Raw genomic sequence first — 13,128 nt, 5'->3', positions numbered from 1 at the left:
TCTAATAATGCATTTGTAATCGAGTATAAAATCACAAAGGTTTTGTACTCGATTTCTTTGTCCGTAATGTTACCTCAAATATTTATCATTCTATTATTCCAGCTGAATTTGAGATAATTAGAATATGTTAATAATGACTAAAAAGGAGTTTTGCATTATGGCAACGTATTCTGTGCATTTTTATTTTTCCTTTATAATCGTATTTGTTTTTGTATTGATCATCAATTATATTCTTGAAACTTATTTGATGAAGAAAACTGACCATAAAGTAAGTATGAAATCTATTTCTATTCTTTTGGTTCAAAGTATAATCATTACCACAGTACTAGAATTTATGTAGGGTGTTATTACTAACGTGTCTTAATAAATACATCCGTATAAAGTAAATATACATGTTAGTTGTAACAGAACCTTTTTGGGGTCATATAAAACAAAAAACTAGCCATATAGGCTAGTTTAACTGTGAATTCCTTGTAAGTGTTTACGATTATATGTGTTTAATAGATCGTCTAATTGTTTGCTACATTTAATTGTAACTGAAGAAGCAAGCCCGTTTGCAGCAACTACTTGAATTAATTCTTGGCGTTTCTGTTCGATAAGTGCTAGTAATTCGTGTTTTCTCACGGGTCATGTTCCTTTCCGAGTAACCTTTAGGACAAGTATACAAAAGGATGGTAATAATTTCAATCTCCAAACAAAGGAAAAAAGAATAAGTCATGAAGCAAACTCACCTGTATGACACAAAGTCGTCAAGCTTTTGAGGAGATAATCTGCCTAAGATTTGATACAATGATAAAAAAGAAACTAGGAGTGAAAGGGATTGACCGATATAAATATATTTTTAGCATTTGGAGCAGGGTTTTTATCCTTTATCTCACCGTGCTGCTTACCTCTATATCCTGCCTTTTTATCTTATATTACAGGTATGAGTGTGAGTGATTTGAAAAATGATAATGCAATGCTGAGAAGAAAAAGCTTCTTACATACATTGTTTTTCCTTATTGGATTTTCCGTCATCTTTATCGCAATAGGATATTCTGCGACGTTTATCGGGTCGTTTTTTGCAGATTATAATAACTTAATCCGCCAAATTGGAGCAATATTAATCGTATTCCTGGGACTCGTGATTATAGGAGTTTTTACACCAGAATTTATGATGATTGACCGTAGAGTGAATGTCAAAAATAGACCTGCTGGCTATCTTGGTTCATTTGTCATTGGCCTTGCCTTTGCTGCTGGATGGACTCCGTGTACTGGACCTATTTTGTTATCTGTTTTTGCGTTAGCAGCTACGAACCCTGGATCTAGCGTTATTTATATGGTTGCTTATATTTTAGGATTTGCCATTCCGTTTTTTATACTTTCATTTTTTATTGGCCAACTTCAATGGATTAAGAAACATAATGCAATCATTATGAAGGTAGGCGGCTACTTAATGATTGTGATGGGGATATTTCTTTTCTTCGACTGGATGACAAGAATCACCATTTTCTTTACGAATATGTTTGGTGGCTTTACTGGTTTCTAAAGTTTTTTTACATCATGGATGAAATTGTATTATAATAAAAAGACTACATGTATTACCATAAGTTAGGAGTGAGAGAGTGAGAACGAATGATCTAATTCTCAAAACTACCACAAATATTATTGTATTTATTATATTAGCCTTTTCTTTTAAGTTATTTCTTGCTGGGCATAACATGCCAGGTGGAGGTTTTATAGGAGGGTTAATGACAGCTGGTGCACTAATACTTATGTATATTACATATGGAATTGCACCTATTAAGAAGATGACTCGAATTAGTTTTATATTTCTAATTGGACTTGGACTAGCCATTGCAGTTGCGACTGGAATTGGTTCGTTTTTCTTCGATCAGCCTTTTTTGAGTCATACAGATGATTACTTTTATTTACCAATACTAGGAAAAACACATTTGGCAACAGCAGTATTATTTGATATTGGTGTTTATTTAACTGTTGTTGGTGTGACGATGACCATTATCCTTTCAATTGCAGAGGATCGTTCCGAGTAGAAAGACACATTCGGATAGAATAAGGGGGAACTAGACATGGCTAGAATTCTTATAGTAGACGATGCTAAATTTATGAGAATGACACTTTCCACCATCCTTGAAAAAGGGAATCACGAAGTAGTAGGGGAAGCAGAAAATGGAAAAGAAGCGATTTCTCTATTTAATCAGTTGCAACCAGATTTAGTGACGATGGATATCACAATGCCTGAAATGAATGGCATCGATGCATTAAGAGAAATTAAACAAAATCATTCGTCTGCGAAGGTAATCATGTGTTCGGCAATGGGGCAGCAAAAAATGGTTGTAGAAGCAATCGAAGCTGGAGCGAAAGATTTCATTGTAAAACCATTTGAAGAGAACCGTGTACTAGAAGCAATACAACGAGTACTAAGTTAAATAAAGTGATAAGTCATTTAAGATATTCTTAAATGGCTTTTTCAATGAAAAAAGAGTTATAATAGAGGATATTGGTATATCTAAATAAAGGATTGGTAACATTGCTTATACTTTCAACCATACTCGCAACGATGATGGCTATTTTTGCTATATTTATACGAATAAAGGCAGCTGAAAAACCAGCTACAGCTAGGAAAATAATATTACCACCCCTATTTATGAGTACTGGATCTCTCATGTTTTTATTTCCGATGTTTCGTGTTACTCCTCTTGAAATAATAGAAGCAATAAGTGTGGGTATGATATTTTCAATTCTATTAATTAAGACATCTCAATTTGAAGTAAAAGAGAATGGAATCTATTTAAAGCGTTCTAAAGCATTTATTTTTATTTTATTTGGGTTATTAATTCTTCGTATTATATTAAAGTTCTTCCTGAGCAATACAATTGATATTGGTGAGTTGGGTGGAATGTTCTATTTATTAGCATTAGGCATGATTATTCCATGGAGAATTTCCATGTATATCTCCTTTAAGAGGCTGCAAAATGAAATAGTCCAAACACCCGTAATATAGAAGAAGCTCTAGCGGCTCACAGTCGCTAGAGCTTTTTTGATATTAAGATAGTAATTCTTCATACGGCTCTAAATCTATCTTCTTCTCATTTAACTTTTTTACTAAAAACTTATAATCTCTCTTCGGAGTTGCAATTATATAGCCTCTAATTACAAGGTCCTGTGTAATTTTAGAAACTTTTTCATTTAAAGCTAGTTCCCCAATCTTCCCTGCAATCTTTTGCCTTGCCACATCTCTGAAAAGCTCTGGTACTGGCTCAACTAATTCTTCTAGTAAATCCTTTTGATCTTGTGGCCATAAATGTCGAGTTTGTTCAAGGAATGCATCCTGCCAATCAAGCTCACTCATTCCATCTTCTTTTGGTAGTCGCTTCAAGAACTTACGGAACATGAAAAAGCCGCCAATAGACATCATCGTTACTAAAAACACGACCCAAAAAAGGATGAACCATAAAAACCAACCTTCTAACTTCACCACAAACATTCACCTCTATATTTAAACCTATGTGTTTATTATCTTCAAATCTTCCACTAAGTTCAAGTGACGAGAATAAAAAGTTTCAAATTTATTGAGCGAATGACACTTTTCCTCCATATTCGACATGGAAGAGATTGTTAGAAAAAATGAAATATCATTGAATACTCTGATTATCGATGATAATTCCTCTTCAGATAGGATGTCGTGACATTATTGGTAAATGTTAGCGCTTTCACTCACTTTCTGAGCCATATACTACTAACATTTTCAAAAGCCCTTGAAACAAATTTTGAACATGTTAGGATAAAATCATGCTTTAAAAATGAGAACAAAAATAAGAACAAACATAGGGGAGATTGGATGTTAAAAAACAAAAAAATTGGATTTATAGGTGCCGGATCAATGGCAGAAGCAATGATTGCCGGAATTGTAAACGCAAAAAAATTACCAAAGGATCACATATATGTTTCAAATAAAAGTAATGTTGAACGTTTAAGAGAACTTGAAACAGGTTATGGAATAAAGGGAGTGAAAAGAGAAGAGCTCCCAATGAAAGAGCTAGATATCATTGTGCTTGCTATGAAGCCAAAAGATGCTCAAATTGCACTCGATTCGATTAGAAATGAACTTCAACCACACCAACTCATAATATCAGTACTAGCGGGTATTACTACTTCATTTATGGAACACCACTTAAAATATGGCCAGCAAGTACTTCGCGTCATGCCGAATACTTCTAGCATGATCAGTGAATCAGCTACTGCCATTGCCCCGGGAACATTTACAGAAAAAAGTCAAATAACCATTGCTAAAGAACTACTTACTTGTATTGGAAAGGTCTTCGAAATTAAGGAAGAGCAAATGGACATCTTCACAGGTATTGCCGGAAGTGGCCCAGCATATTTTTATTATTTAATGGAGCATATGGAGCGTGCCGGTAAAGAAGGTGGCCTAGATACAGAAACGACTCGGGAAATTATGGCACAAACAATACTTGGAGCGGCAAAAATGATTATGGAAGCGGACGAAACACCTGCTACGTTACGAGAAAATGTAACCTCACCGAATGGAACCACTGCTGCTGGATTAGCGGCGCTTGCTAAGCACGGTGGAGGAAAGGCCATTACCCAAGCAATCAAACAGGCATCCAATCGATCACATGAGATTAGTAGTCAACTTGAAGAAAAGCTACTACCAAAAGCACAATAGAAAAGCAGAAGAAGAAGATTACAGGAGTGATAACATGATTTCTGAAGCCAGTAAGCTTCGAATCGTCATAAAAATTGGAAGTAGCTCATTAACGAGTTTACATGGAGAAATAAGCAGAAAAAAACTAGAACGACTCGTAGATGAAATTGTTCAGTTAAAGGATGCAGGCCATGAAGTGTTACTTGTATCATCTGGAGCCGTCGCTGCAGGATATAGAAAACTAGGATTTTTAGAGAGACCGGATAAACTTCCAGAGAAGCAAGCGGCTGCTTCTATTGGTCAAGGATTACTAATGGAAGCATACTCTGAATTGTTTTTATCTCACGGTTATGTTGCCTCACAAATTTTAATCACAAGAAGTGACTTTTCAGATGAAAATCGTTATTTAAACGTACGAAACACATTAAATGTATTACTAGAACGAGGTATTATCCCGATTGTTAATGAAAATGATACGGTTACAGTCGATCGTTTGAAGTTTGGTGATAATGACACACTATCTGCGAAGGTAGCAGGTTTAATAGGTGCTGCTCAGTTAATGATTCTATCTGATATCGAGGGTCTTTATGATGATGACCCTCGAAAAAATGAACATGCTAAATTACTTGAAAAGGTACACGTCATAACACCTCAAATAGAAGCAGCTGCAGGAGAACCTGGAAGTTCTGTCGGTACAGGTGGAATGAAATCTAAAATAGATGCAGTGAAAATTGCAATGGCATCTGGTCTTAAAACCTTTTTAGGAAAAGCAGGAGTGCCGAACATACTTATTGAGGCGATCCAAGGGAAAGCAAAAGGTACTTACTTTGAACCAAAAGATGAAGTAGTGAATCTAACGCAAAAGAAACAATGGATCGCATTTCATTCAGGACCTAAAGGAGTTATTGTCGTAAATAAACATGGACGAGATGAAATCGTAAAGGAAAAAAAGAGTCTTTGTTTATCTGGAGTAACACAAATAGAAGGTACATTTGAACAAGGTGCAGTCGTTAAAATTATGGATAACAATCATATTTCGATTGGGTTAGGGGTTTCTAAATACTCATCAGAACAATTAGAAACTATGGACTATAAAAGAGGAAATCAAATTGTCGACTACGATGATTTAGTATGTCAATTGGGAGTTTCACTACCAGTAGGAGTTTAAAAATAAAGGAGGTATTAGATGTCTATTGCCACAACAAATTTAATTGAACAGCAAGCAATAGAAGCAAAGAAAGCAGCGAAAATACTAAATCTACTATCAACGGAAGAAAAAAATGAAGCGATTCTTCATGTAGCTAGTATGTTAAAGAAAAATGCTAATCTTATACTTAAAGCTAATAAACTTGATTTGATAAAAGGAGAGAAAGCAAATTTCACTTCCGCTCTTATCGATCGATTAACGTTAACACATGAGAGAATTAATGATTTTGCTGATGGTTTGTGTCAAGTTGCTGAGCTAGAGGATCCAACGGGAATTGTAAAATCTAGCTGGACACTGGAAAACGGGTTAAAGGTCGATACAGTGACCGTTCCGCTTGGAGTAATTGGAATGATCTACGAAGCGAGACCAAATGTAACTGTTGATGCAACTGGTCTTGCTTTGAAGTCAGGGAATGCTGTGATCTTAAAAGGAGGCTCGTCTGCCTTAGAGTCTAACAAAATGATTGTACAAATCATGCATAATGCTCTTGAGGAAACAAGAATCCCTAAAGAAGCGGTACAGTTTATCTCGTCAACAAATCGTGAAGTAACAAAGCAGCTATTTACGATGAAGGAACACATTGACGTCTTAATCCCTAGAGGTGGTGCTTCATTAATCTCTGCTGTTGTAAACAATGCAACGGTTCCAGTATTAGAAACAGGAGTAGGGAATTGTCATATTTATATTGATGCAAATGCAGATATTAATAAAGCCTTGCCGATATTCATCAATGCGAAAACAGACAGGCCAGCTGTATGCAACGCAGCAGAAACACTTATTGTTCATGAAGAGTGGTTTAATGTACATCACAAACAATTGTTTGAAATGTTAAAAGAGCAAGGGATTGATGTTTTTGGTGATGAGGCAGTAGTTAATTCATTTCCAATGGCATCCTTAGCGACGGAGAAAGACTGGGCTGAAGAGTACTTAGGATTAGGAATCGCCATTAAAACAGTAAAAAGTGTCGATGAAGCAATTGATCATATCGATCAGTATGGTACGAAGCACTCTGAAGCCGTAATTACCGATAATGCCGAAACGGCAAAATACTTTATGTCACAGGTAGATGCGGCTGCCATTTATCATAATGCTTCTACACGTTTTACAGATGGTGGGGCATTAGGATTTGGTGCTGAAATCGGAATTTCGACTCAAAAGCTTCATGCCCGCGGTCCGATGGGGCTACCTGCATTAACGACAGTTAAATATTTAATGTCCGGAACAGGACAAATAAGAGAATAAAAGTAAAAACCCCAAACATCAAATGTTTGGGGTTAAAAAAGGATCTCTTCCGACCCGTACATGGTTAAGTGTCCCGCAACAAGCGAATGTTTCGGAAGAGATCCTATTGATAGTTTACAACATTTCAGCAAAATTATTCTAACTTAATGCTTCCCAATCTGCATATAATCCACTTCCATCACAGCCAGGGCAATCAAGCGATGCAGTATAAAATGAAAACTCATGCCCAGGATATGCGTGAAATCCTTTCCCATAGCACTGTGGACAATAGCCCTTTTCTTTCATATTCGACACATGCTTTTCTTGCCGAGCTTTATTCCATTCAGTTATGGAATTCAATAACCCCATTATCATCACCTCAAACAAATTTTCCTTGGCTTATAAAAGACTTTAATCTTTCTGCGATCAACGACATGATGTCAGACAAGTATTTATTTTAGTTTGGTTTTAAATTAGGATGATTATTCCAATTTATGCATTTTTTTATTAAGATGGAAGTAATAAAGCCCTTTTTTCAATACTGAATGTGTGGACGGTAGTATTAGTTATTGCTTTTCTTTTTTATGTCAGTTATTTTATATGGCCGAGACCGAAGAAACGCTAAAAAATATGTATGAAACGTTGACAATTGTTAAAAAATAGCATATAAATAAATTAACGATTAACATATTGTTAATTATACAGAAGTGAAGGGTGGAGAAAATGTCAAACGAGGATGCACTAAAGCAATACGATGTAAAAAGATATCGAACTCCTGATGGTTATACATCTGATATCGCAGTTTTTACAATTGTTTCTGAAAAGGTCGAAGAATACAAACCACCACATATGACATTAAAGCTAATGCTTATAAAACGATCTGTGATTAATGATGAGGGTCACATAAATATTGAGGCTGGAAAGTGGGCCTTGCCTGGTGGATTTGTTCAAGAGGATGAATCAGCCTTCGAAGCAGCAAAGCGTGAGTTAGAAGAAGAAACTGGAGTTAAAGGGATTCACATAAAGCATTTTGGGATATACGATAAGCCAGGAAGAGATCCTAGGGGTTGGATTATAACTAATGGGCATTATGCAATTGTACCTGATCATTCACTTTCTTCAAGAGAGGCAAATGATGATGCAGATGAAGTTGAATTATTTTCGATTGAAGAAGTGTTTAATTTAGACTTAGCGTTTGACCATCGAGAAATTATACAAGATGCAGTTTCAATGATTACGAATGATCTACTTCAAACAACAATCGCAAGAAGATTTTTACCGAAAGAATTTACGTATTCGGAATTGCAGGCAGTTTTGCTTACAGTTACAAACGATACAGCGATTGCAAGTGAAGCAGGATTTGCACGCAAGATTAAGTCACTTCCTTTTATCAAACAAGTTGAAGGCAAAAAAACACAACGTACTTCTAAATCACCTGCACAACTGTATGAATTTATAGATATGGAAATAGTGAAGCCGATCTATACAGCGAGGTATTAATATTTGTATTTATTGATTAACAATTATCAAAACATCAATAGTAAAAATGGGGGAATGAAAGATGAAAAAGGCGTTACTTAACATTGATTACACAAATGATTTTGTTGCAACAAATGGGGCACTTACTTGTGGAGTACCAGGACAAGAAATTGAGAGTTCAATTGTAAAAGTTACGGAAGATTTTATTAACAATGGTCATTACGTTGTGTTTGCAATTGATATGCATAAAGAAAATGATGAGTTTCACCCAGAAACGAAGCTTTTTCCACCACATAACATTGAGCATACAGAAGGACGAGATTTATACGGAAAGTTAAATGATGTTTATCAATCGTCTAAAGATGACCAAAATGTATATTGGATGGATAAAACAAGATATTCAGCTTTTGCCGGTACAGATCTTGAAATCAAATTACGAGAACGTGGAATTCAGGAAGTACATTTAGTAGGTGTGTGTACAGACATTTGTGTTCTGCACACAGCTGTAGATGCTTACAATAAAGGCTTTAAAGTGGTCGTATACAAAGATGCAGTGGCGAGCTTTAACCAAGCAGGTCATGAGTGGGCATTAGGACACTTTACTGGTTCGATTGGAGCAGAAGTAATTTAACAGGACAAAGGAAAGTAGCGGGTGTTATAAACTGAATCAACAATGGGAGGTCATAATGATGACAAAATTCACGGATGATAGTTTAGCGCTGCATACTGATTTATATCAAATAAATATGGCTGAGGCATATTGGTATGATGGCTTTCATAATAAAGAAGCTGTGTTTGAACTATATTTTAGAAAATTGCCATTTAAAAACGGATATGCGATCTTTGCAGGATTAGAAAGAATTATCCAGTTTCTAGAAGAATTTAAGTTCACCGATTCGGATATCGAGTACCTAAGAGAAGAGGGGTATAAGGAAGATTTTCTTGATTATTTAAAAAGTGTTCGATTTACAGGGACACTGCAGTCAATGAGAGAAGGGGACCTAGTTTTCGCTAATGAACCGATACTACGTATTACAGCCCCATTAGCTGAGGTTCAACTAATCGAAACACCGTTACTAAATATTATTAACTATCAAACGTTAATTGCGACAAAAGCTTCTCGTATTAAGCAAGTTGTGGGAAATGATATTGCGATGGAATTTGGTACGAGAAGAGCACAAGAAATGGATGCGGCAATATGGGGTACGAGAGCTGCCTATATTGCTGGCTTTGATTCAACTTCAAATGTAAGGGCAGGTAAGCTATTTGGAATTCCTGTGTCTGGAACTCATGCTCACTCTATGGTGCAAGCGTACCGTGATGAATACACAGCCTTTAAAAAATATGCTGCTAGACAAAAGGACAAAGATTGTACATTTTTAGTAGATACGTACGATACGCTAAAGTCTGGAGTACCAAATGCTATTCGTGTTGCAAAAGAAGAAGGAGAAAATATTAACTTTAAAGGTATTCGCTTAGATAGTGGAGATTTAGCTTATTTGTCAAAGGAAGCCAGAAAAATGCTAGATGAAGCTGGATTTAAGCATGTGAAAATTGCGGCTTCTAATGATTTAGATGAATATACAATTATGAACTTAAAAGCTCAAGGAGCACGTATCGATGTTTGGGGGATTGGAACAAAGCTAATTACGGCATATGATCAACCAGCATTAGGTGCTGTATATAAGCTAGTTGCAATTGAAGATGAAAATGGTGAAATGGTTGATACGATAAAAATAAGTGGTAATCCAGAAAAGGTTTTAACACCAGGCCGTAAAAAAGTTTATAGAATTATCAATAAGGTAAATCAGAAATCTGAAGGAGATTATATTGCATTAGAACACGAGAAACCCGAGCAAGAAAAGCGTCTCAAAATGTTCCATCCAGTTCATACGTATATAAGCAAATTTGTCACAAACTTTGAGGCAAAAGAGCTACATCATACGATTTTTGAAAAAGGAAAGTTAGTCTACACAATCCCGACTCTCGAAGAGATACGAGTGTTTGTAAAGGAAAACTTAGAATTACTGTGGGATGAATATAAACGACCTACTATGCCAGAAGAATACCCGGTTGATTTAAGTCAAGAATGTTGGAATAACAAGATGAAGAAAATTGAGGAAGTGAAACTGAAAGTAGAAGAGATGATTGCAAGTAAGTAAGTTTTCTCGAAAAGGAGTTTTCAAACATGGCGAGAATAGGGATTTACGGCTCTTCATTCGATCCGATTACAAATGTACACCTCTGGACGGCAAGTACAGTTGCGCATCGCTGTCACTTAGATCAAGTCATTTTTTTACCTTGTTCAAGTAAACGTAAAGACAAAACGATGAACACAGAAGACGAACATAGATGGAACATGGTTCAATTAGCGATTGAGGAGAATGATAGATTTATCGCAGATGATTACGAAATGAAGCAAGAAGCTTGGAAAATTACAACATATGAAACTTTAAAACATTACAAAAATAAGTTTGCAAATGATGAAATTTTCTTTATTATGGGTGCGGACCTACTTGTTGATATTGGTGATGGGAAATGGGGAAATGAAGAGCTGCTTGTTAAAGAAAACCGTTTTATAGTCATGGCTCGTGACGGAATAGATATGCTAAAAACAATTGGCAGATCACCATTACTACGTAATCATGATGACGGAAACACGTTTCATTTAATAGATAAGGGCTTAGCGATGGAAATTAGTTCAACTTATATCCGTGAAGAGTTTGCACTTGACGGTGAGCCTCGTTATTTACTTCCTGAAAGCTGCTATAACTATATTAAACAACATTTGCTGTATAAATAGGAGGGGTTTATCATGTCTGAAAGCATACAAAGTAAAATCATTGCACAATTACACGTAAAGCCTGTAATTCACCCAAAAGAAGAAATTAGAGCAAGAGTGGATTTTCTGAAAAACTATCTACACACTTCTAAGGCGAAGGGATTTGTATTAGGTATAAGTGGTGGCCAGGACTCTACTCTAGCGGGTCGTTTATGTCAGATGGCAGTAGAGGAACTGCGCAGTGAGGGAAAAGAGGCTACGTTTATTGCGGTACGCTTACCGTATGGCACACAACAAGATGAAGAGGATGCACAAGCGGCATTGCAATTTATTAGACCTGACCGCCAAATGACGTTTAATATTTTCAATGCAGTTGATGCTGTTGCTGATGATTATCACACTACAGCTGACGAGTCATTATCTGATTTTAATAAAGGTAACGTAAAAGCTAGAATGAGAATGATTGCTCAATATGCAATAGGTGGACAATACGGACTATTAGTTGTCGGAACAGACCATGCAGCTGAAGCAATTACAGGATTCTTTACAAAATATGGGGACGGAGGGGCAGACCTTTTACCTTTAAGCGGGTTAAGTAAACGACAAGGCAGAGCATTATTGCAGGAGCTTGGTGCAGGAGAACAATTATACTTAAAAGCTCCAACAGCCGATTTATTAGATCAAAAACCCCTGCAAACAGACGAAACCGAATTAGGAATGTCGTATGAAGAAATTGATGACTACCTTGAAGGAAAAACGATATCAGTCGAATCACAAGCAAAGCTTGAGAATCGTTACTTGATGACTGAGCATAAACGCCAATTACCAGCAACGATGTTTGATGATTGGTGGAAAAAGTAGAGCAGCCCCAAGAGGCTGCTTTTATAGTATTCCTAATTCTTTAGCTTTTTCCTCTGGTATGACAACAGGTTTAAATCCGCCTAATTCTACAACCACTTTTTGCTGATTAACTGTTACTAGGTAAATATCCTCTTGAGAGGTACGTTTAATTTCTTCTACTTTATCAGCATGAAAGTATTCTGTAATTTCATGTCGCTCTTGATCTGAAACTATATCAGAACTTGCATCCCTACTATTCGAAGATTCTTTTCTATCTGTTGATAATTGTTCATATAAGCCATTTTGATAGCGCTGCTGGTTATAAATTCCTTGTAATAATTTAATAATCTCAGCAAAACCAAGAAATAAGATACCCACAATAATACCATTAATGGCTATTCCCCACCCAAAACTGGACTGAACTAACTCTCCTTCTATGTATGGGTCATTACTAATACTAGAGGAAATCCCTAAAATAATGCCAATTACTATTGCTAATATCCCAAGTGTTGTGAGGGCAAGAGCAATACTATTTTTTTTATCATCTACCATTTTATTACACCTCCAATACTATATTATCAGAAAAGTATGAAATTAAGTGAAGTTTTTTTCTAGGAGAAAGGCTATTATAACGGGTATGTTTTCAACCTCGGGATACACTTTACACTATAGCGTTGAAATACAATACAATTATTAAAAATCTTAGAAATTTATTAAGGTGCAATTGACGGCATATATGGACCACTGATACAGAATGCTGTTATAACAAGGCAACAAAATATAAGAGAGCTAGAGGTTACTGGATATGTAGATCCGGATACATGGATGTCATTAGGATTTCAATGTGAAGTAAGACCGAAACTTGCACAATATATTGTACGCCCTGGTATTCTTTCTATGAAATTGTGATCTGGTTTAGATTGTCTGTGC

General features: G+C 36.0%; 17 protein-coding genes. 13 read left to right on the top strand and 4 right to left on the bottom strand.

The features are described from left to right. Positions 1–456 precede the first annotated feature (456 nt). On the bottom strand, positions 457–624 hold the full coding sequence (locus JR050_RS11785) for a Spo0E family sporulation regulatory protein-aspartic acid phosphatase (RefSeq protein WP_204203700.1): 168 nt from the start codon (positions 622–624) through the stop codon (positions 457–459). A 196-nt stretch (positions 625–820) separates the two neighbouring features. Here JR050_RS11785 and JR050_RS11780 point away from each other — a divergent pair, with 196 nt between their 5' ends. The 4 genes from JR050_RS11780 to JR050_RS11765 all read left to right on the top strand — a co-directional run bounded on the left by JR050_RS11780 (position 821) and on the right by JR050_RS11765 (position 3,004). Beyond that, complete coding sequence (locus tag JR050_RS11780) at positions 821–1,528, top strand: cytochrome c biogenesis protein CcdA (protein WP_204203699.1); 708 nt, start codon at positions 821–823, stop codon at positions 1,526–1,528. Between the two features lie 76 nt (positions 1,529–1,604). Beyond that, positions 1,605–2,033: a Na(+)/H(+) antiporter subunit B gene (locus tag JR050_RS11775; protein ID WP_204203698.1), complete on the top strand. Its 429-nt coding sequence runs from the start codon at positions 1,605–1,607 to the stop codon at positions 2,031–2,033. 36 nt (positions 2,034–2,069) lie between these two features. After that, positions 2,070–2,429, top strand: coding sequence for a response regulator (locus JR050_RS11770; RefSeq protein WP_204203697.1), 360 nt, complete (start codon positions 2,070–2,072; stop codon positions 2,427–2,429). Positions 2,430–2,530: 101 nt separating this feature from the next. Further along, the gene (locus JR050_RS11765; RefSeq protein ID WP_204203696.1) at positions 2,531–3,004 is read left to right on the top strand and encodes a CcdC family protein; all 474 of its coding nucleotides are present in this window, start codon (positions 2,531–2,533) and stop codon (positions 3,002–3,004) included. A 42-nt stretch (positions 3,005–3,046) separates the two neighbouring features. Here the strand turns inward: JR050_RS11765 and JR050_RS11760 are convergent, their stop codons facing one another. Continuing rightward, a complete protein-coding gene (locus JR050_RS11760) occupies positions 3,047–3,481 on the bottom strand; it encodes a DUF2621 domain-containing protein (protein WP_346726749.1) in 435 nt (144 codons plus the stop codon). Between the two features lie 360 nt (positions 3,482–3,841). Between JR050_RS11760 and proC the strand changes: the two genes are divergently transcribed. From proC to JR050_RS11745, 3 genes are read left to right on the top strand one after another with little or no spacing between them, the layout of a single operon-like run. Further along, on the top strand, positions 3,842–4,690 hold the full coding sequence (gene proC, locus JR050_RS11755) for a pyrroline-5-carboxylate reductase (RefSeq protein ID WP_204203694.1): 849 nt from the start codon (positions 3,842–3,844) through the stop codon (positions 4,688–4,690). A 34-nt stretch (positions 4,691–4,724) separates the two neighbouring features. After that, positions 4,725–5,837 (top strand): glutamate 5-kinase, encoded by a 1,113-nt coding sequence (gene proB, locus JR050_RS11750; protein ID WP_204203693.1) that lies wholly within the window; start codon positions 4,725–4,727, stop codon positions 5,835–5,837. Between the two features lie 18 nt (positions 5,838–5,855). Further along, entirely contained in the window at positions 5,856–7,118 is a 1,263-nt protein-coding gene (locus JR050_RS11745; RefSeq protein ID WP_204203692.1) for a glutamate-5-semialdehyde dehydrogenase, read from the top strand. 138 nt (positions 7,119–7,256) lie between these two features. Here the strand turns inward: JR050_RS11745 and JR050_RS11740 are convergent, their stop codons facing one another. Beyond that, the gene (locus JR050_RS11740) at positions 7,257–7,466 is read right to left on the bottom strand and encodes a methionine aminopeptidase (RefSeq protein ID WP_204203691.1); all 210 of its coding nucleotides are present in this window, start codon (positions 7,464–7,466) and stop codon (positions 7,257–7,259) included. 354 nt (positions 7,467–7,820) lie between these two features. On the opposite strand from JR050_RS11740, the gene JR050_RS11735 reads away from it, so the two are divergent. From JR050_RS11735 to nadE, 5 genes are all read left to right on the top strand, one after another. Then, a complete protein-coding gene (locus JR050_RS11735; RefSeq protein WP_204203690.1) occupies positions 7,821–8,597 on the top strand; it encodes an NUDIX domain-containing protein in 777 nt (258 codons plus the stop codon). A gap of 61 nt (positions 8,598–8,658) precedes the next feature. Continuing rightward, entirely contained in the window at positions 8,659–9,207 is a 549-nt protein-coding gene (locus JR050_RS11730; protein WP_204203689.1) for a cysteine hydrolase family protein, read from the top strand. A gap of 55 nt (positions 9,208–9,262) precedes the next feature. Then, positions 9,263–10,738: a nicotinate phosphoribosyltransferase gene (locus tag JR050_RS11725; RefSeq protein WP_204203688.1), complete on the top strand. Its 1,476-nt coding sequence runs from the start codon at positions 9,263–9,265 to the stop codon at positions 10,736–10,738. Between the two features lie 26 nt (positions 10,739–10,764). Then, on the top strand, positions 10,765–11,379 hold the full coding sequence (nadD, locus tag JR050_RS11720) for a nicotinate (nicotinamide) nucleotide adenylyltransferase (RefSeq protein WP_204203687.1): 615 nt from the start codon (positions 10,765–10,767) through the stop codon (positions 11,377–11,379). Positions 11,380–11,391: 12 nt separating this feature from the next. Further along, positions 11,392–12,219 (top strand): NAD(+) synthase, encoded by an 828-nt coding sequence (gene nadE, locus JR050_RS11715; RefSeq protein ID WP_204203686.1) that lies wholly within the window; start codon positions 11,392–11,394, stop codon positions 12,217–12,219. Positions 12,220–12,240: 21 nt separating this feature from the next. Here nadE and JR050_RS11710 read toward each other — a convergent pair whose 3' ends face one another. Then, complete coding sequence (locus JR050_RS11710) at positions 12,241–12,750, bottom strand: hypothetical protein (protein WP_204203685.1); 510 nt, start codon at positions 12,748–12,750, stop codon at positions 12,241–12,243. Between the two features lie 171 nt (positions 12,751–12,921). Here JR050_RS11710 and JR050_RS20845 point away from each other — a divergent pair, with 171 nt between their 5' ends. Further along, positions 12,922–13,107: a peptidoglycan-binding domain-containing protein gene (locus JR050_RS20845; RefSeq protein WP_204203952.1), complete on the top strand. Its 186-nt coding sequence runs from the start codon at positions 12,922–12,924 to the stop codon at positions 13,105–13,107. Positions 13,108–13,128 lie beyond the last annotated feature (21 nt).

Origin of the sequence: Bacillus suaedaesalsae (assembly GCF_016890225.1) — a bacterium.
Taxonomy (GTDB): Bacteria; Bacillota; Bacilli; order Bacillales; family SA4; genus Bacillus_BS; species Bacillus_BS suaedaesalsae.
The sequence above is the reverse complement of the archived record's forward strand: the minus strand, read 5'-3'. Positions and strand labels throughout refer to the sequence as shown.

What these genes read in the sequence shown, in the direction of transcription:
- JR050_RS11770 (WP_204203697.1), top strand. Translation starts at nt 2,070, where the DNA reads ATGGCTAGAATTCTTATAGTAGACGATGCTAAATTTATGAGAATGACA.
- proC (WP_204203694.1), top strand. Translation starts at nt 3,842, where the DNA reads ATGTTAAAAAACAAAAAAATTGGATTTATAGGTGCCGGATCAATGGCA.
- proB (WP_204203693.1), top strand. Translation starts at nt 4,725, where the DNA reads ATGATTTCTGAAGCCAGTAAGCTTCGAATCGTCATAAAAATTGGAAGT.
- JR050_RS11745 (WP_204203692.1), top strand. Translation starts at nt 5,856, where the DNA reads ATGTCTATTGCCACAACAAATTTAATTGAACAGCAAGCAATAGAAGCA.
- JR050_RS11740 (WP_204203691.1), bottom strand. Translation starts at nt 7,466, where the DNA reads ATGGGGTTATTGAATTCCATAACTGAATGGAATAAAGCTCGGCAAGAA.
- JR050_RS11735 (WP_204203690.1), top strand. Translation starts at nt 7,821, where the DNA reads ATGTCAAACGAGGATGCACTAAAGCAATACGATGTAAAAAGATATCGA.
- JR050_RS11730 (WP_204203689.1), top strand. Translation starts at nt 8,659, where the DNA reads ATGAAAAAGGCGTTACTTAACATTGATTACACAAATGATTTTGTTGCA.
- JR050_RS11725 (WP_204203688.1), top strand. Translation starts at nt 9,263, where the DNA reads ATGATGACAAAATTCACGGATGATAGTTTAGCGCTGCATACTGATTTA.
- nadD (WP_204203687.1), top strand. Translation starts at nt 10,765, where the DNA reads ATGGCGAGAATAGGGATTTACGGCTCTTCATTCGATCCGATTACAAAT.
- nadE (WP_204203686.1), top strand. Translation starts at nt 11,392, where the DNA reads ATGTCTGAAAGCATACAAAGTAAAATCATTGCACAATTACACGTAAAG.
- JR050_RS11710 (WP_204203685.1), bottom strand. Translation starts at nt 12,750, where the DNA reads ATGGTAGATGATAAAAAAAATAGTATTGCTCTTGCCCTCACAACACTT.